The sequence below is a fragment of the Flavobacterium sp. DG1-102-2 genome (assembly GCF_033042555.1).
Classification (GTDB): Bacteria; Bacteroidota; Bacteroidia; order Flavobacteriales; family Flavobacteriaceae; genus Flavobacterium.
The window spans coordinates 599,438-618,695 of the sequence record NZ_JAWLIK010000001.1; the positions used below are offsets into that span (position 1 = coordinate 599,438).

11 protein-coding genes and 1 riboswitch are annotated in these 19,258 nt (G+C 38.0%); of the genes, 4 read left to right on the forward strand and 7 right to left on the reverse strand.

The genetic code is table 11. The features are described 5' to 3' along the window. Positions 1 to 102: 102 nt before the first annotated feature. Together R1T16_RS02670 and R1T16_RS02675 are read left to right on the forward strand one after the other, a co-directional pair. On the forward strand, positions 103 to 2,937 hold the full coding sequence (locus tag R1T16_RS02670) for an aminopeptidase (RefSeq protein ID WP_317499513.1): 2,835 nt from the start codon (positions 103 to 105) through the stop codon (positions 2,935 to 2,937). Positions 2,938 to 3,117: 180 nt separating this feature from the next. Beyond that, positions 3,118 to 5,523 (forward strand): thiamine pyrophosphate-dependent enzyme, encoded by a 2,406-nt coding sequence (locus R1T16_RS02675; protein WP_317499514.1) that lies wholly within the window; start codon positions 3,118 to 3,120, stop codon positions 5,521 to 5,523. Positions 5,524 to 5,585: 62 nt separating this feature from the next. On the opposite strand, the gene R1T16_RS02680 is transcribed toward R1T16_RS02675, so the two are convergent. Next, positions 5,586 to 6,947 carry an NAD-dependent succinate-semialdehyde dehydrogenase gene (locus tag R1T16_RS02680; protein ID WP_317499515.1) on the reverse strand — a complete coding sequence of 454 codons (1,362 nt, stop codon included), beginning with the start codon at positions 6,945 to 6,947 and terminating at the stop codon, positions 5,586 to 5,588. 96 nt (positions 6,948 to 7,043) lie between these two features. On the opposite strand from R1T16_RS02680, the gene R1T16_RS02685 reads away from it, so the two are divergent. Beyond that, positions 7,044 to 8,312, forward strand: a complete 1,269-nt coding sequence (locus R1T16_RS02685) for an OmpA family protein (RefSeq protein ID WP_317499516.1) — start codon at positions 7,044 to 7,046, stop codon at positions 8,310 to 8,312. A gap of 138 nt (positions 8,313 to 8,450) precedes the next feature. On the opposite strand, the gene metE is transcribed toward R1T16_RS02685, so the two are convergent. Next, positions 8,451 to 10,769, reverse strand: a complete 2,319-nt coding sequence (metE, locus tag R1T16_RS02690; protein ID WP_317499662.1) for a 5-methyltetrahydropteroyltriglutamate--homocysteine S-methyltransferase — start codon at positions 10,767 to 10,769, stop codon at positions 8,451 to 8,453. 169 nt (positions 10,770 to 10,938) lie between these two features. Then, a riboswitch (cobalamin riboswitch) is annotated at positions 10,939 to 11,124 on the reverse strand. A gap of 169 nt (positions 11,125 to 11,293) precedes the next feature. Between metE and R1T16_RS02695 the strand changes: the two genes are divergently transcribed. Beyond that, positions 11,294 to 11,755: an Lrp/AsnC family transcriptional regulator gene (locus R1T16_RS02695; RefSeq protein ID WP_317499517.1), complete on the forward strand. Its 462-nt coding sequence runs from the start codon at positions 11,294 to 11,296 to the stop codon at positions 11,753 to 11,755. Positions 11,756 to 11,773: 18 nt separating this feature from the next. Here R1T16_RS02695 and R1T16_RS02700 read toward each other — a convergent pair whose 3' ends face one another. The 5 genes from R1T16_RS02700 to R1T16_RS02720 form a co-directional block, all read right to left on the reverse strand. Beyond that, complete coding sequence (locus R1T16_RS02700; protein ID WP_317499518.1) at positions 11,774 to 12,484, reverse strand: DKNYY domain-containing protein; 711 nt, start codon at positions 12,482 to 12,484, stop codon at positions 11,774 to 11,776. Positions 12,485 to 12,639: 155 nt separating this feature from the next. Continuing rightward, the gene (locus tag R1T16_RS02705; RefSeq protein WP_317499519.1) at positions 12,640 to 14,082 is read right to left on the reverse strand and encodes an efflux transporter outer membrane subunit; all 1,443 of its coding nucleotides are present in this window, start codon (positions 14,080 to 14,082) and stop codon (positions 12,640 to 12,642) included. Beyond that, on the reverse strand, positions 14,075 to 17,272 hold the full coding sequence (locus tag R1T16_RS02710) for an efflux RND transporter permease subunit (RefSeq protein WP_317499520.1): 3,198 nt from the start codon (positions 17,270 to 17,272) through the stop codon (positions 14,075 to 14,077). Before R1T16_RS02710 ends, R1T16_RS02705 begins: the two co-directional genes overlap by 8 nt. A gap of 26 nt (positions 17,273 to 17,298) precedes the next feature. Then, entirely contained in the window at positions 17,299 to 18,381 is a 1,083-nt protein-coding gene (locus tag R1T16_RS02715) for an efflux RND transporter periplasmic adaptor subunit (RefSeq protein WP_317499521.1), read from the reverse strand. A gap of 170 nt (positions 18,382 to 18,551) precedes the next feature. After that, positions 18,552 to 18,962: a hypothetical protein gene (locus tag R1T16_RS02720; RefSeq protein WP_317499522.1), complete on the reverse strand. Its 411-nt coding sequence runs from the start codon at positions 18,960 to 18,962 to the stop codon at positions 18,552 to 18,554. Between the last annotated feature and the right edge of the window lie 296 nt (positions 18,963 to 19,258).

A 19,258-nucleotide genomic window follows, 5' to 3' on the forward strand; every position in this document is an offset into this window, starting at 1 on the left:
ACTATTTTTAACACAAATCACGGGCAACTATTCGTGTAATTTTACATCTCAATCTATAGTAATGACAGCTTAAGTATAAACGCCATTAATCTTTAGGTAAACTTGAATATAAGAGTAAGATTATTTTTCTTATTGCTGCTGACGTTTTCAGTACAGCTTAATGCGCAGCATCATAACAGGATGTTTGTAGAAGCTGATACTGAAAAACAGGTATTCAAAATCAGACAGGAGATTACGTATCACAACCAGACAGCTGATACGCTAAAGGAATTTATATTTAACGATTGGAATAATGCCTATTCGGGTAAAGAAACACCCCTTGCAAAACGCTTTTCAGATGAATATGTAAGAGCTTTTCACCTAGCGCGCAATGATGAAAGAGGCGCAACATCAATAACTTCCATCGTAGACCAAAACAGTCTTATTCTTACTTGGAAAAGGCCTGTAAACCACCCTGACCTTATTGACGTTCAGCTTAAAAATCCTATTTATCCTAACCAAAAGTTTAGGGTAACAATACAATATGAGGTAAAGATTCCTAACGACCGCTTTACGCGATTTGGTTACGATGATAAGGCGAAAGCTTTTAACCTCAAAGACTGGTACATTACCCCTGCCCGAGTAGAAAATAATAAATTTGTTCGCTATAGCAATGAAAATCTGGATGATATTGCGAATGCAGAAGCTAATTACGAAATAACTTTGTCATTGCCTAAAGACCTGACAGTAACCACAGATCTTCTGGAAGCCGATAAATATGATAAGGATGGCTTATGGTACTATGAGCTTAAAGGAGCAAACCGTATGGGGTTCAATCTCGCAATAGAAAAATCCAACACCTTTAAGCTGTACAGCACCAAACCCACCGAAATTAGCACTAACCTTAAAGACAGCCGTGTTACTGACGCGCAAAAGGAACTTCTTATAAACCAAATTGCTGAGTTTACCGAAAAAAATATTGGGCGTTATCCTTATGGCAAAATCATGGTTACCCAAACCGATTATGATCGCAACCCAATGTATGGGATCAACCAGATACCTGCCTTCTTTAACCCTTATCCTGATTCGTTTATGTTTGAGGTACGTTTCCTTAAAACCTATCTCAACACGTTTTTAAAAAATACTTTAAAGCTTGATCCCCGTAAAGACAACTGGATCTATGACGGTATACAGATGGAGATGATGATGAAATATATCGACCTACATCATCCGGACAGGAAGATGATGGGACAACTATCTAAATGGGGAATATTGAAAGGACATAACATTTTCAATATCAGTTTTAATGGACAGTATAACTACATTTACCTGCTGATGGCACGTAAAAATCTCGATCAGCCTATTGGAGACTCAAAGAACACATTAATAAAGTTTAACGAACAGATTGCCGGAAAATACAAGGCAGGATTAAGTATCAGATACCTTGACGACTATTTGGGTAATGCCGCAGTTCCAAAAACGATAGCCGAATTTTATAAATTTAATGTAGATCACAGGCAGACTGATAGGAAGAATTTTCAGGATATATTAAATAAGAATACCCCTAAGGATACCGATTGGTTCTTTACCACCGTCGTAGGAAGTCGTGATCTTATTGATTTTAAGATTGCCGATGTAGACAAAGAGAAAGATTCGCTTAAAGTAACTATTAAGAATCGCACCGGCGCTAATGTACCAGTGTCATTGTACGGGCTGAAAAAAGGAAGTATAGTTTTTAAACAGTGGCTTGAAGGTATTGATAAAGACAGTACCATAACTGTAGCTCGTGCAAATATAGACCGGCTTGCCATTAACTATAATAATGAAATGCCAGAATACAACAGGCGTAACAACTGGAGAAGGCTAGACAAATTTTTCCCTAACAATAAGCCTGTAAAGTTCACTTTCTTTCAGGATATTGAAAATCCGCATTATAATCAGGTATTTTATGTGCCTAGTTTTTCTTTTAATCTTTATGACGGTTTTTCTCCGGGATTACGTTTTCACAATAAATCGTTGTTAGACAAACCTTTTATTTTTGATATCGAGCCTACCTACTCTGTAAAAACTGGCGAACTGATTGGATCAGCTTCAGTGCTTATCAATCAGTATATCCGTAACGAATCCCTATATAGCATTCGTTACCTCGTTGGAGGATCTACCTATCACTATGCTCCCGATGCACGTTACATGAAATTTAATCCGGCCGTCATTTTCAGGCTGCGCGAAGACGATTATCGGGAAAATAAAAAACAGACAATTGTACTTCGACAAGTAATGGTTAACAGGGAGAAATCGGCTTACGCGGCTACAGAATCCCAAAATGAGAATTACTCGGTTTTTAATGCACGCTACAGCAAATTTGAATCGGAAATAACAAGGCATTATAATTTTTATACCGATGCCCAGATAGCAGGAGCCTTTGGAAAACTTTCAGGAGAAATACAATACAGGAGACTGTTTAACGATAACAGAAGGATTAATCTGCGTTTGTTTGCGGGTATGTTCCTTTATCGCGACACAAAATCAGAATTTTTTAGTTTTGGCTTAGACAGGCCTACCGACTATATGTTTGATTATAGTTTTTATGGCCGTTCTGAAACTACAGGTTTATTTAGCCAGCAGTATGTAATGGCAGAAGGCGGGTTTAAATCTAAACTCGATACACGCTATGCTAACCAGTGGATGACTACTGCTAATGCAAGCTTTAATATATGGAACTGGATAGAAGTATATGGCGATGCCGGGGTATTTAAAAATCATTACGCCAATCCTAAATTTGTTTATGACAGCGGAATCAGACTAAATTTGTTACCTGATTATTTCGAATTATATTTTCCAATACAATCGAGTAACGGTTTTGAACCTTCAATAGGCAATTATAGCCAAAAAATACGTTTTGTAGTTACCATAAGCCCTGGTACTCTTGTCGGACTCTTTACCAGAAAATGGCTTTAGCGAACTAATAAACTCAAAAAAATTACACAAAACACACTTTTTATGTGTTTTTGTTAAAATAAATATATTCAAAACTACAGATAGGGAACTTTTATTATTAAAAACGAAATCATTTTTTTGATGAGTTTTTATGATATGTCATTCTTTTAATTAAATTTGTAGTCATCCAAAACCGGTTTTATGATAGAGACAGAAACAAAAAAATCGATTTCATTTGAAGATTTCAAAGCAGAAGTGCTTAATGATTATAAAATTGCTGTTATCAGCAGGGAGTGCAGCCTTTTAGGCCGTCGCGAAGTACTTACAGGAAAAGCCAAGTTTGGCATTTTTGGTGATGGAAAAGAAGTGCCGCAGCTTGCAATGGCAAAAGCATTTAAGAATGGCGATTTCCGCTCAGGCTATTATCGTGACCAGACGTTTATGATGGCTATAGGCCAGCTAAACATTCAGCAATTCTTTGCAGGATTGTACGGGCACAGTGATTTAGAGCATGACCCAATGTCTGCCGGAAGGCAAATGGGCGGGCATTTTGCTACGCACAGCCTTGACGAAAATGGTAACTGGAAAAACCTTACGCTTCAAAAAAATTCAAGCTCAGATATATCGCCTACTGCAGGCCAGATGCCAAGGCTACTTGGTTTAGCGCAGGCTTCAAAAATATATAGGAATGTAACAGGCATAGAAAATAAAACTAATTTCTCTATCAACGGTAACGAAGTAGCATGGGGTACCATTGGTAATGCCAGCTCTTCTGAAGGTTTATTTTTTGAAACTATAAATGCTGCCGGAGTTCTACAGGTACCAATGGTAATCAGTGTTTGGGATGATGAGTATGGAATCTCTGTACACGCCCGTTACCAGACAACCAAAGAAAGTATTTCTGAAATTCTTAAAGGTTTCCAGAGAGATGAAAATGCTAATGGTTATGAGATCATAAGAGTAAAAGGATGGGATTACCCGGAACTGGTTTCTGCTTATGAAAGAGCCTCGCAAATAGCACGTACAGAACACGTACCTGTGCTTATACATGTGTACCAGTTAACGCAGCCACAGGGTCACTCAACTTCAGGTTCGCACGAACGTTACAAAAATGCCGACCGACTTTCATGGGAAGCAGAATATGACTGTATTGCACAGATGAAAAAGTGGATGCTTGAAAACAACATGGCAACCACGAAAGAGCTTGAAGCTATTGACGAGCAGGCTAAAAAAGATGTGCTTGAAGGTAAAAAAGCAGCATGGTCTGCTTATGTAAATCCTATAAAAGATGAGCAAAAAGAGCTTGTTGCACTACTTACAGGTATTGCAGCCCAAAGCCCTAACAAGGTTTTTATCGATAAATTTATTAATGATCTTGCAGGTATTAAGGAACCTATCCGTAAAGATTTACTGGTAACAGCAAGAAAAATACTCAGAGTCATTATAAAAGAAAACGGTAAAGCTACCTTATCACAGTGGATAACTGCGTATACCGAAAAAATACAGCCTAAGTTCAGTTCGCACCTTTTCTCACAATCGGAAAAAAATGCAATTAATGTGATAGAGGTTGCCCCGCAATACAACGATGACTCAGAAGATGCAGACGGGCGTATGGTAATGCGTAATAACTTTGATGCTATATTCACCAAATATCCTGAAGCACTTGTTTTTGGTGAAGACTGTGGTAACATAGGCGACGTAAACCAGGGACTTGAAGGCTTACAGGAAAAATATGGTGATTTCCGAGTATGCGATGCAGGTATTCGTGAGGCTACAATTTTAGGCCAGGGAATTGGCATGGCTATGCGAGGCCTTCGCCCTATCGCCGAGATTCAATACCTTGATTACTTATTGTATGCTATCCAGATTATGAGTGACGACCTCGCTACACTGCAATACAGGACGGCGGGAAGGCAAAAAGCACCACTTATAATCAGGACACGCGGACACAGGCTTGAGGGCATATGGCACTCAGGTTCTCCAATGGGAATGATTATTAATGCCATTCGTGGCATACATGTACTTGTACCAAGAAATATGACAAAAGCTGCAGGTTTCTACAATACATTGCTAACGACAGATGAGCCTGCTCTTGTAGTAGAATGCCTTAACGGCTATCGTCTAAAAGAGAAAATGCCATCTAACCTTGGCGAATTCAAAACACCGCTTGGCGTCGTGGAAACTATAAAAGAAGGTAAAGACATTACGCTTGTGTCATATGGCTCTACCCTGCGTATTGTTGAACAGGCTGCTAAAGAACTTTTAGAAACAGGCATAGATGCAGAGATTATAGATATTCAGTCACTGCTTCCGTTTGATATTAGTCACGACATTGTTAAGAGTGTAGCTAAAACCAACAGACTGTTGGTTATTGATGAAGATGTACCGGGAGGTGCTTCGGCTTATATCCTACAGCAAATTGTAGACGAGCAGGATGCTTATAAATATCTAGACAGTAAGCCGGAAACACTTGCCGCAAAAGCACACCGCCCTTCTTATGGAACCGATGGCGACTATTTCTCTAAACCATCTGTAGAAGATGTATATGAAAAAGTTTATGCGATTATGCACGAGGCTAAGCCAAATGAATTTCCGAAATTATACTAACAATTTAGTTATACAGAAATGCCCACGCAAAACGTGGGCATTTTTATGTCTAACAAATAGGCTTATTTAATATAAACCGTTTTTACATTTACAAATTCCTTTATACCGTTTTCGGCAAGTTCCCTCCCATAGCCCGAGCGCTTAACACCCCCAAAAGGTAATGCAGGATCTGATTTTACCATCGCATTTATAAAAACTGCCCCTTCTTCAAAAAGATGTATTTTGCTTTTCAAAGTATCTACATCCTTTGTAAAAACTGTCACTCCTAAACCAAATGCAGAATTATTACTCAATTCAACTGCTTCCTCAAAAGTTCTGAAATGCACTATAGGAACGGCAGGAGCAAAAACCTCTTCATTGAATATTGGCATATCTGTAGTAACATTAGTCAATACAGTAGGCAGATAGAAAGCTCCATCTCTTTTACCGCCTGTTATCAGTCTGGCTCCCATCTCAATAGATTTATTTACTTGTTGTTCTACATCCTTCGCAAGATCAACACGCGCCAATGGACCCATTTCGGTATCTTCTGATAAAGGATCGCCAAGTTTCATGGCTTCTACCTTCGACTTAAATTCAGTTACAAATTTTTCAAATAGAGATTCATGTACAAAAAAGCGCTTGGCAGCAATACAGCTCTGTCCTGCATTTTGCATCCTTGCAGTAACAGCAGTGGAAATGGCGTCATCAAGACTGGCATCCTCACAAACAATAAAGGCGTTACTTCCACCCAATTCCAATACTGCTTTCTTAATCTCTTTTGCAGCCGCAGATGCAACAGCTGCCCCTGCTTTTTCACTTCCTGTAAGCGAAACACCTTTTATGATGGGATTGTTAATAACAGCATCGACCTGACTGCTGGAAATCGTTAGATTTTGGTATACGCCTTCTGGAAAACCTGCTTCCAAAAAAATGTCTTCTATAAATTGTGCACAACCGGCAACATTAGATGCGTGTTTAACCACTACAGTATTTCCCGCTATGATTGCCGGAATTGCAAAACGGAAAACCTGCCAGTAAGGAAAATTCCACGGCATAACCCCTAAAATTACACCTAAAGGCTCATAAGTGACAAAACTTTCAGAACCATCTGTCTTAATTGCTAACGGGCTTAAGAATTGTTCAGCATTTTCCAAGTAATAATCGCACAAAAGCTTACATTTTTGTACTTCAGCAATGGACTGTTTAATGGGCTTTCCCATCTCTAAAGTGCACTTTTCTGACAACAAATGTTGGCGTTTTGTTAAAACAAATCCTAAAGTTTTGATAAAATTCAGCCGTTCGTTAACACTTATAACCCCCCATTTTTTAAAACTTTTCTGATTAATTTTTAGTTTATCAGAAACCTGAATAGCACTTAGATACTGATGTTTAGCGAGTATATTATTGTTAAAAGGATTTATAGTTTCTATTGAATTTTCCATAGCTGGCAAGGGTTTTTGTTAAGAGTTGTCAAATTTTAGGTGTTTCTAAATTACTACTTTTGGAGAAATAAATCATCAAAACGATAATCATTATTTATGAAAAAGATTGCACTCCCTTTATTATTAGTTGGCCTGACATCGGCAAGCTTACAAGCGCAGGACATGCAGGAAACAGCAGCCACTACATCAATAGACAACAGTTTCAACAAATGGTCGATTGAGGTGAGCGGCGGTGCTAACAAACCTTTCAGGACACTTGCTCCTGGTTACAGAACAGACAGAGTAAACTTTTTTACTGTTGATCTTGGAACAAGATATATGTTCAATAACAAATTCGGTCTGAAACTTGATTTTGGTTACAACCAATTTCAAAACAATGACGAAACACCTGAATTTAAAAGCTCTTACGTAAGAGGTGATATCCAGGGAGTAATCAACGTAGGACGAGTTCTTAACTTTGAAGACTGGACAAGTACTATAGGTCTTTTAGCCCATGGTGGTGGAGGTGTTTATATGCTTAAAGCAGATGACGGATTTGACGGTGAAGACTGGGGAGCAAACCTTATTGGAGGTTTAACTGCACAGTTTAAACTTTCTGACAGAATCGTACTTACTGCAGACGTTACAGGTATCGCAAACGGTTTCCAAAACTGGACTTTTGACGGTATGGCTCAAAACGCTGGCAGATCGGTAGACGGTGTAGTACTTAACGGTACGCTTGGTCTTACATTCTATCTTGGTGGCGCAGAAAAACATGCTGACTGGGTTACTGACGTAAAATCAGACGAGCTTGCAGCACTTGACGAAAGAATTGGTGCAGTTGAGACTATGATGAACGACTCTGACAAAGATGGTGTTCCTGATTATCTTGATGCTGAACCAAACTCTACAGCTGGTGTAGCGGTAGATACTAAAGGAAGAGCTATTGACCGTAACAATAACGGTGTGCCTGATGAACTAGAATCTTACATAGAAAATAAAACTAAAGAAATTGCTGCTGCCGGTGGTTCTGGTACAGATCTTCAGGGGTTAATCAATGGTGGATATGTTAATGTATATTTTGACTTTAATAAAGATATGCCAAACTCATCTTCTACAACGGGTATTAATTTCTTAACTAAGTACTTAAAAGAAAATCCATCTGCTAAAACTGACGTAATTGGTTATGCTGATGAAATTGGAAACAGCGACTATAACAAAGCACTTTCTCAAAGAAGAGCTGAAAACGTTAAGAAGATATTAGTTGATTCTGGTATCGATGCTTCAAGACTTAACATAATTGGCAACGGTGAAGATACATCTGTAAACAAAGACAGTAAACAAGCCCGCCAGGTAGTAAGAAGAGTTACATTTATTATCAAATAAATAACTTTTAACTGCAAAGGTTAGAAAGATATCCCGCTTAGGCGGGATATTTTTTTATATAGTTTTACAAATTGTGCTGCAACAAAGAAAGTCCGGTTATTTAACCGGACTTTTTGTTTAAGACTAACACTAAATATTTTAAACTTCAGCAGTTTTCTTTTCTCTCATAGCTTTTGCAGCGCCTACCATTTGTTTTAGTGCTTTTTTAGTCTCATCCCAATGGCGTGTTTTAAGTCCACAATCTGGATTTACCCAAAGCTGTGAAGATGGTATAAGCGTATCTGCTTTACTGAGCAAATCAACCATTTCACTCTTAGTTGGAACCCTGGGTGAATGAATATCGTACACCCCCGGGCCAATATCGTTCGGATATTTAAAATTTGCAAAAGCATCTAAAAGTTCCATCTGTGAACGGGAACATTCAATGGTAATTACGTCGGCATCCATATCTGCAATATCTTGTATAATATCATTAAACTCAGAATAACACATATGAGTATGTATCTGTGTAGCATCTTCAACTACAGAAGAAGAAACCCTAAAGGCTTTAATAGACCAGTCTAGATATTGAGGCCATTCATCTTTTCGTAGCGGAAGCCCTTCCCTTATAGCAGGTTCATCAATCTGGATTATCTTAATGCCGGCATTTTCAAGATCTGCAACTTCGTCCCGAATGGCCAGTGCAATCTGAAGGCAAGTTTGTGAACGCGGCTGATCATCTCTGACAAAAGACCATTGCAATATTGTAACCGGACCTGTAAGCATCCCTTTTACAGGTTTATCGGTTATGGATTGGGCATATTTAGTCCAGAATACAGTCATCGGCTCCGGCCTGCTTACATCGCCAAATATTACGGGAGGTTTCACACATCTGCTGCCATAACTCTGTACCCAGCCATTTTGGGTAAATACAAAGCCATCAAGTTGTTCTCCAAAATACTCAACCATATCATTTCGCTCAAATTCGCCATGCACCAGCACGTCAAGCCCAACCTCTTCCTGAAAACGTATTGTATCTTCTGTTTCTTTCTTTAAAAGTGCTTCATACTGACTTTTTGTTAATTCATCTTTTTTTACCTTAGCCCTCCAGGAGCGGACTTCTGTAGTTTGCGGAAAAGATCCTATAGTTGTTGTTGGATATAAAGGCAGATTCAGTTCCTGTTCCTGAAATGCCTTACGTATTGTAAAATTATTTTTTCGGCGTGCTGTATCATCGGTAATTGCCGACACCCTATCCTTAACATTATCATCATGAATAAGTGCAGATTTCTTACGCTTAGCATTATCTTCAATGTTGCGCTGCAATGCAACGGCAGCAACAGTTATATTTTCGCTATTGGCAAGCTGCCTTAGTGTTACTACCTCAGTGAGTTTTTGTTTTGCAAACGAAAGCCACGTTTTAATCTCGGTAGTAAGAAAGGCTTCGTTAGTTTCATTCTCAAGATCGCAAGGCACATGTAATAGCGAGCATGACGGCGCAATCAATATCCGGTCTTTACCAATCACTTTTACAGCTTTATCTATTATGCTAAGAGAATTCTTGTAGTCGTTTTTCCAAATATTACGTCCGTCGATTACACCCAATGATAAGCTAAGATTTTCCGGTATAGCAGTAAGAACATCCTGCAATTGTTCAGGGTATCTTACCACGTCTACATGCAATGCACACACCGGCAATGACACAGCCAACGACAAATTGTCCTTTAATCCATCAAAATATGTGGCAACAAGTATCTTTATGTGTGGAAATTCTGCCCTTATACCATCGTAAGTCTTAGCTATGGCATTCTTTTCAGTCTCGTTTATATCCAATGCTAAAAAAGGCTCGTCAAACTGTATCCATTCTGCACCTTCATTAACAAGTTTTCCTATCAGCTCTAGATAAACCGGAAGAAGTTTTTCTAACAATTCGATCCTGTGAAAACCTTCCTCTTTTTCTTTGCCCAATAATAAATAAGATACAGGAGCAATAAGTACGGGCTTACTGGTGATTCCAAATTCTTTTGCTTCAACAAACTCATTAACTGCCTTAAGCGATTTAAGCGTAAAAGATTGATTTTTATAAAACTCAGGCACTATGTAATGATAATTGGTGTCAAACCACTTAGTCATTTCCATGGCCGTAATATCGAATCCATCCTTTTGATATCCTCTTGCCATAGCGAAATAATGATCAAGCTCAGAATTTGATTTGCTTTCTATGATTTCACGATAACGATCAGGTACAGCACCTACTGTTAGTGATAAGTCCAGCACCTGATCATAAAAAGAAAAATCATTAGAAGGAATCAGGTCAATTCCGGATTCCTGCTGTAGTTTCCAGTTTTTTAAACGTAATTCTTTTCCAATCGCAAGTAATTCCTCTGAAGTAATTTTACCTGACCAGTAATTTTCGCAGGCTTTTTTTAATTCTCTGTTGCCACCAATGCGCGGGTAGCCAAGATTGTGCGTTAACATGTCTTTCAACTTTTTAAATGGTTAATAATCATTATAAAGTTCCTTAATGCTTCGCAACGCTACAGGATAGAACAATAGAAAGAAATATGCATAAAAAATGGACATAGTATTCTGATGAATACGCTGTTTGTTATACATCTGTCTGACATTTTGCTTTAGATCGCGAAAGCATTGTCAATCCAAAAAAGGCAGGTCTCCTGACTTGTAACGGTTCTCATCGTCCTTCCCGCTATTGGCAGTGGATGTTCTAAGGATGAAGACCTTCATGTTACTTACAGTTGCGCGACAGTTCGTGATTTGCACACGATTCCCTATTAATCTACAGTTAAGTAAAACCTCTTTTTGGTTGATAAAGTACTAAAAACTTTAGCCATATTCTGGCAATAATTCTACACAAACATACAATTAAAGATTATTAAATTTTAAATATGTAAAATATAAGTATATAATACCGATATATATATTTTGAAAGAATTTTATACCTTTACACTCGATTTTAATCTGCTAAAAAAGAATTTTATACCATGGAACAAATCGATGAAACTGATCTTCAGCTTTTAAAAATACTAAGCAATAACTCTAATTTTACCGTTAAAGAGCTTGCTGCGCAGGTAAACCTCTCTCCATCTCCCGTTTTTGAAAGGGTCAAAAAACTTGAAGCCAATGGTTATATTAAAAAATATGTTGCATTGCTTGATGCCGAAAAACTAGACTATGGTTTTATAGTATTCTGTAACATAAGGCTTAAGCAGCACGAAAAAAGCGTTGGCCATCAGTTTGTTGAAGATATACTTAAAATTGATGAAGTGGCAGAATGTTACAATATATCGGGAGACTATGATTTTTTATTAAAAGTATATGCCAAGAGCATGAAGCACTACCAGGATTTTGTATTCAATAAACTGGGGTCTGTAGAAAGTATTGGGAGCGCGCACAGCACATTTGTAATGTCTGAAATAAAGAATTCCCACAATATAATATTTTAACGAACAGACAGACGCATTTTATAAAACACCTTTCTTTCGGACACCAAAAAAATAAAAATTGTTTCCGCATATTCCATAAAGCCTTTCATCAATAACTTTTACCGAAAACTCTTCAGGCTTTACGCCGTTGAGTTTTTTCAGGCTTTTACCAAGCGTGTTAACAAAATAAACATTACTGTCATCGGATGCATAATACGTGTGGCTCTGATCAAGATGGAAAGTATCAAAACAACCGGGCACCATTTTGAAACTATTTACATCAACATCTTCTTTTACGCCTTTAAAAAAAAGATTATTCTTATCCCTGCCGATGTTCTGCCAGATAATACTAAAACTTTCGGCATCAGCGCCTTCTACAGGTTGAATTAAAAAGAATACACCATTCCCTTCTCGAAGATAGTATTCGTTATATTTTTGAGCGTTGCTATAATCATAAGGCAGTGTTTTGTCATACCAGTAATAGTTGTTACCGTCAAAACCTATGCCTTCTTCACCGTTAATAATTTTAAAGTGTGCAGGATCTGCCCACTCTATAACAGATGGAGTACACATATAACTTGAAACATACACATGCTCCTTATCTTTAAAATAGAACGTTTTATCTCTATAATTGTCGATAAGTTCAAATGATTTATAATCGATAATTTTCCTTAGATTGGTAAAAGTTTTAGAATCATAGTGATAAATATTTTTCTCAGCCAAACTAAAGCCATGCCCTAAATCTTTCATATCGATACTCATTTTATGATTTTCAAATTGCAGGAATAAAATTGTAAAAACAATTTGCTTAAAAAATATTTAACAAAAAAGCTCCAGTTTTCACTGAAGCTTTCTTTTGTGTTCCATAACAGAACTATTCATAGCATTTTTGGTAAACTTATTTGTTACTGATTCCAGCCTCCACCAAGAGCTCTGTAAATATTTACAGTAGCATTCATTTGCTGCATTTTGGTTTCAATAAGGTCAAATCTTGATTCAAGGGCGTCGCGCTGTGTTAAAAGCACTTCCATATAGTCTGCTCTTGTAGATTTGAAAAGGTCATTGGAAATTTCTATAGACTGCGTTAATGCCTCTACTTCTTTAGATTTAAAATCGTAGCTTTTCTCAAGATTACTAATTTTAGCAACCTGATTGGCAACTTCTATATAAGCATTCAATATTGTACGCTCATAGTCATAAACTGCCTGAAGCTGTTTTGCATTAGCCGTAATGTAAGCGGCTTTAATAGCATTTCTATTAATAAGCGGAGCCATTAGGTCGCCGGCTACAGAGTAAAGCAACGACTTTGGTTTTATAAGATATGACGGATCAAAAGCATTATATCCTATCCCCGCAGAAATACTCAGCGAGGGATAAAACCTTGCCTTAGCCACTTTAATGTCTAGTTTAGCCGCTGCAAGCTCAAGTTCTGCCTGTTTGATATCAGGACGATTAGCCAATAGCTGGGATGGTATACCTGCGCTTATAACAGCAGGCATTATATCAAGAAACGGCTGTTTATTCCTTTCTATAGGCTGCGGATATCTTGCAAGCAGGAAGTTGATCCTATTCTCCGTTTCAGTAATCTTCTGCTGAATATCATACTGAAGGCTTTTCGTGTTCAACACCTGAGCTTCAAATCTACGTACTGCTAGTTCTGTAACACGAGCCGCCTGCTTTTGATATTTTACGATTTCAAGGGCATTATTCTGTATCTCTATATTCTGCTTTACAATAGCCAGCTGATTATCCAGAGCCAATAGTTCGTAATATGAATTTGCTACTTCAGCGATCAGGTTGGTAATAACAAAGTTTTTACCTTCTACAGTTGCAAGGTACCTGCTAACAGCTGACTTTTTTGCATTATGAAGCTTATTCCATATATCCAGCTCCCAGTTAGCGTAAGCGCCAATCATGTAGTCCTGTAACGGCTCTGGCATTTCTTTACCCGGCATGATGTCAGTAGTAGCTTCGCTTGCACCTTTGCTTGTGTAGCGCCCTACTTTATCTACACCGGCACCGGCACGTAAACCTATAGATGGCAAGTACTCCCCTTTTCTGGCTCTAACTTCGCTTCTAGCGATTTCTATCTCCTGCAAGGTAATATTCAGTTCCTGATTATTTACAAGTGCAGTGTCAATTAACGCCGTAAGGTATTTATCAGTAAAATACTGTTTCCATTTGATCGTGGCAGAGTTAATAGTATCCTGCGAGGTACTATAACTCGCAGGAACATTTTTATTTTCTGTCTTTTGAACTAAAGAAGGCGTTTTACACCCTGTAAACGTTAATGTTAGGCAGGCAACAGCCGCAAACATAACTGTGTATCTGTTCAATTTCTTATTCATGGTCGTTTTCGTCATGTTTAAAGTTATCTATCTGATGAACAAATCCTTCAGATAGCGAAGTTTCCTCTTCATCGCGTATTAGTTTTCTACCGGCCGCAAGTGAGCCAAATATGTAATATAATCCGGGTACGACAATTACCCCGAAAACTGTTCCGAAAAGCATACCTCCAAGTGCAGTAGCACCAAGTGTCTTGTTACCAATTGCACCTGCACCAGATGCAAGCAATAATGGAATCATACCGGCGATAAACGCGAATGATGTCATAAGAATAGGGCGGAAACGTACTTTTGCTCCTTCTATGGCAGCTTCCAGTATGGTCATTCCCTCCTGGTGCTTGAGCACGGCAAATTCTACAATAAGTACGGCATTCTTACCAAGCAGCCCGACGAGCATGATAAGGCCAATCTGTGCGTAGATATTATTTTGAAGCCCCATTACCTCAAGCAATAGGAATGATCCAAATATACCTACCGGTATTGACAGGATTACTGCAAAAGGAAGAATGAAACTCTCGTATTGTGCTGCAAGTACAAAGAATACAAACAGTAATACAATTCCAAAAATGTAAATTGATTCGTTACCTCTCATAGATTCATCATACGAAAGTCCTTCCCACGCAATGTCATAGCCTTTCGGCAATGTTTTTGCAGCTACTTCCTTAACAGCGCCAATAGCATCTGCAGTTGTATAACCTTTTGCAGGAAGTCCCTGTATTGCTGCAGAGTTATACATATTGTAACGCGTAATCTCATTTGGCCCCTGAGTCTTTTTAAGTTTCATAAACGCCGAGTACGGAACCATTTCTCCCTGATCATTTTTTATGAAAAGGTTAAGTATATCAGAAGGAAGTCTTCTATATTGAGGATCTGACTGAACATAAACTTTAAAGAAACGGTTGAACTTAATAAAACCCTGCTCGTATGTACTACCGATAAGAATATCAAGGTTGTCCATAGCTTTACCTATAGATACACCTTTTTGCATTGCTAGGTTGTTGTCTATAACTAATTCATACTGCGGGTAATTTGCAGCAAAGAAGGTAAACAGACCCGAAAGCTCTTTACGTTTGCCTAATTCAGCCATGAATTTTTTGTTGATCTTATCAAAATCCTGATAATCGGTAGTCGTGTTTTTATCAAGCAAACGCATTGAGAAACCACCTGAAGAACCAAATCCAGGAATGGCCGGCGGCTCAAAATACTCAATTTTTGCCCCAAGACCTTTAGATTTTTCCTCAAGCTCTTCCATGATCTCGGTAACTTTATGTTTCCTGTCATGCCAAGGCTTAAGGTCAATCATACACGTACCTGCATTAGATCCCCTACCTTCTGTCATGATCTCATAACCAGCAAGAGAAGAAACTGATGCTACACCTTCTACCTTTTCACATATCTTCATAAGTTTTTGCGAAACCTGGTTTGTCGTTTCCAGCGTAGATCCCGGAGGTGTTTGTATGATGGCGTAAATAGTACCCTGGTCTTCACTCGGGATAAATCCTGATGGAAGGATCTGGTTTACGTAGAATGTTCCTGCACAAAATGCAATAAGTACTCCAAATGTAACTACCCTCCTGCTAACGATAACCTTTAAAAGTGATACATATTTACCCGTCATTTTATCAAATCCCTTATTAAATTTGTCAAGAGCCTTGGTAAAAAGATTCTTTTTCTTTTCCTGGCCATGATTGTTTTTCAATAACATAGCACACAATACTGGTGTAAGCGTAAGTGCAATAAGTGCAGAAATTACAATTGAACTCGCCATAGTAATAGAGAACTGACGATAGAATGTTCCCACAGGACCAGACATGAAAGATATCGGTACGAATACAGAAACCATTACCGCGGTAATTGCTATAATTGCTCCACTGATTTCACCTAATACTCTTTTAACTGCCATGTAAGGCGATATATGCGGAAACTCTTCGAACTTGGCATGCACCGCCTCGACGACGACAATTGCATCATCTACCACGATACCAATCGCTAATACAAGGGCAAATAATGTTACCATGTTGATTGTTATACCAAAGAACTGGATAACAAAGAATGCCCCTACCAGCGATACCGGAACCGCTAGTATCGGTATCAGCGTAGAACGCCAGTCGCCAAGGAAAATAAATACTACAAGGGCAACAAGAATAAATGCGTCGCGCAGCGTATCCACAACCTGTTCTATAGAGGCATCAAGAAATTTAGATACGTCATAACCAATTTTATAGTCTATTCCCGGAGGGAAACTTTTTTTCATCTCTTCCAGCTTGCCTTTAACCCTTTCGATTACATCACTCGCATTACTACCGTAGTTTTGTTTCAACACGATAGAGGCTGACGGGTGTCCATCAAGGTTAGAGTAGATGTCGAAGAATTCACTACCAAGTTCGGCGCGGCCGATGTCTTTTAAGCGTATAGCCTCACCTTCAGCATTAGCACGTATAATGATGTCATTATATTGCTTAGGATCGTTAAACTGGCCTTTATAAGTAAGAACATATTCAAGAGATTGTGCCTTGATACCTGAACTTTGTCCAATACGTCCCGGACGTCCAATAATACTTTGCTCTCCAAGCGCTTTCATAACTTCTTCCGAAGAAACATTGTAAGCCCTCATGCGCTCAGGATTCAACCATATACGCATTGCATAGGTCCTACTACCTAATATTTGTGATCTTGCTACCCCTTTAATCCTGTTGATTTCAGGAAGCATATTTACACTGGCATAATTAAACAGGTATTTTTCATCCATATCTTTACCTGTAGCATACAAATTGACGTACATCAACATACTTGGCTGGATAGGCGTAATAACTACACCTTCCCTTTGTACAAGTTCCGGCAAAAGGGGCATAACCTGATCGACCCTCGTTTTTACCCTGATTACAGCCTGATTAGGATCGGTACCCGGTTCAAAAATAATTCTTAACGTTGCTTCACCGGCACTGGTTGCGTCTGTAGCCATATATCGCATATCCTGAACACCATTGATGGCATTCTCTAATGTAATAAGGGTAGACTTAACCAATACCTCCGCACTCGCACCAGGGTAAGCAATAAAAATATTTACTGTTGTTGGCGCAATATCGGGAAACTGCGATGTAGGCAGTTTTACGATCGCAAGGGAACCCATAAATACAATCATAATCGAAATTACAATTGCAAACACAGGCCTTTGTATAAATTTACTAAACATGTTTTTTTCTTTTTAAGTTATTTCGATTACTCAGCATATAGCTCTAAATGCGATAAAACATATTCAGGCTTTTGTAGTTTGTACTTGATTTTTTCATTTTCCTGAACAAGACGCAAACCTTCAAGAAGAATTTTATCACCTGTAGATAAGCCATCGCTAATTGCAAAAATATGTGGCAGCTCTGCCGCAATAGTAATCTCTCTCGATTTTACAACACCGTTTTTGTCAACAACATAAACGTATTTCTTATCAAGGACTTCAAAAGTTGCTTTTTGTGGAATAAGGATAGCATTTTTAAGAGGCACAGTCATTTCTACATTACCTGTTTCACCATGTCTCAATAATCCTTTTGGGTTAGGAAAAGTTGCCCTAAAAGCAATATTACCTGTTTCATTGTTAAATTCACCTTCTATAGTCTCAACTACTCCTGGATAATCAAACAATTGGTTATTAGCCATTAACAAGTTTACCTTAGGCTTGCCCTCACTTTGCAGCTTTCCCTTAAAGTCAAGGTACTCAGCCTCAGGTACGTTATAATAAACCCACATTTTACTGTTATCAGAAAGATTAGTAAGAAGATCTCCTTCATCTATAAGGCTGCCTTCCCTTACATGAAAGCGGTCTATAATCCCATCAAATGGTGCTCTTATTTCTGTAAACTGTAAGTGAACTTTCGTCAAAGCTAGCTCTGCTTTAGCTTTGTCATATTTAGCCTTTGCCATTGCAAGCTCATTTGGGGCAACGACATTTCTATCGGCAAGAGATTTTGTATTTTGAACCTCAATTTCAGCGAATTTGGCTTCTGCCTGCGCCCTCTGAAGGTCTGCCTCATATAATTTAGGCATGATTTTGAACAACAGTTGGCCTTTTTTAACAGATTGCCCTTCATCTACATAAATCTTTTCTAAATAACCTCGTTCCTGGGCTCTTAGTTCGATATGTTGAATTGAATGGATTTGCGACACATACTCCTTAGTAATTGATGTGTCTTTTTTTACAGGATTAGTAACCGAGTATTCGGCTTCCTTTTCTTCTGTTTCTTTTTTTGACTGGCAGCTTGTATAAGACAATAATGTACACAAGCCCATTAACATAAGAATTTGCTTCATAATAATTTGCTTTTTAGGGCACTACAATAATTAATTGATTTTTGTTTCTTTAAAGGATGTGTATAGCAATACACGTGCACATCTATTCATTTCAAAGTAATGAACAATGGCAGTAATGTTGAGCGGAAAGTTATCAGTTAATCGATAAAAATATCCTATTTAACGCTGAATCACAGTCGTATAACGCGGAAAATTATATACCACCTGTGAGAAGTAAAATAGGAAATGTTTTTATTAATGGCAGGAATGCCATTGTTTGTGTAGCTTATTATGTCCCTTGCAGAATGGGAAAAAGATAAAAGCGTGAAACACTTATTTATTTCAAGAGACTTTTTTGAAGAACTTGTTTCATCGTCTTCAATCTCATTATCTGAAATAACGACTTTATTGTTTTCTTTAATAGTTGGTGTGCAATTAACGATATGAGTATTGTCGTCAATTAAAGTTACCAGGCTGATATGTTCTGTTGCTTCAAGATTTTTAACAGACTCAGGACACATGTTTGCCTGCGTATGAGCATGGAGGTTACCATACCCGCTAAGCAGGAATATGTACAGCGTTAAAAAAAATCTAAACATCATCTTTATCATTGGGCGCAAAATTACATAATGTTATTATACCTACAAATACTGATTTGTTAAATATTTGCGTATGAGGTTTACAAACATTACTCTCACACTATTTAAAACACGATTAAACAGTGAAAATTTAATCTCACAAAAAGTGTTAACAAACATGATGCCAATGAAAATTAAAATTGTTAAAAATCATATTGAAATTCATTTACAACGTTTGAAGCAGAGTTTATTTCACAAAATTTTTATTTGGGCCCATGTCAATAAATTTTATTTAATCTCTTTTCTTAGGAATATTTCTT

Coding starts and splice junctions, on each gene's coding strand:
- R1T16_RS02675 (WP_317499514.1), top strand. CDS start 3,118: ATGATAGAGACAGAAACAAAAAAATCGATTTCATTTGAAGATTTCAAA.
- R1T16_RS02680 (WP_317499515.1), bottom strand. CDS start 6,947: ATGGAAAATTCAATAGAAACTATAAATCCTTTTAACAATAATATACTC.
- R1T16_RS02685 (WP_317499516.1), top strand. CDS start 7,044: ATGAAAAAGATTGCACTCCCTTTATTATTAGTTGGCCTGACATCGGCA.
- metE (WP_317499662.1), bottom strand. CDS start 10,769: ATGTTAACGCACAATCTTGGCTACCCGCGCATTGGTGGCAACAGAGAA.
- R1T16_RS02695 (WP_317499517.1), top strand. CDS start 11,294: ATGGAACAAATCGATGAAACTGATCTTCAGCTTTTAAAAATACTAAGC.
- R1T16_RS02700 (WP_317499518.1), bottom strand. CDS start 12,484: ATGAAAGATTTAGGGCATGGCTTTAGTTTGGCTGAGAAAAATATTTAT.
- R1T16_RS02705 (WP_317499519.1), bottom strand. CDS start 14,082: ATGAATAAGAAATTGAACAGATACACAGTTATGTTTGCGGCTGTTGCC.
- R1T16_RS02710 (WP_317499520.1), bottom strand. CDS start 17,272: ATGTTTAGTAAATTTATACAAAGGCCTGTGTTTGCAATTGTAATTTCG.
- R1T16_RS02715 (WP_317499521.1), bottom strand. CDS start 18,381: ATGAAGCAAATTCTTATGTTAATGGGCTTGTGTACATTATTGTCTTAT.
- R1T16_RS02720 (WP_317499522.1), bottom strand. CDS start 18,962: ATGATGTTTAGATTTTTTTTAACGCTGTACATATTCCTGCTTAGCGGG.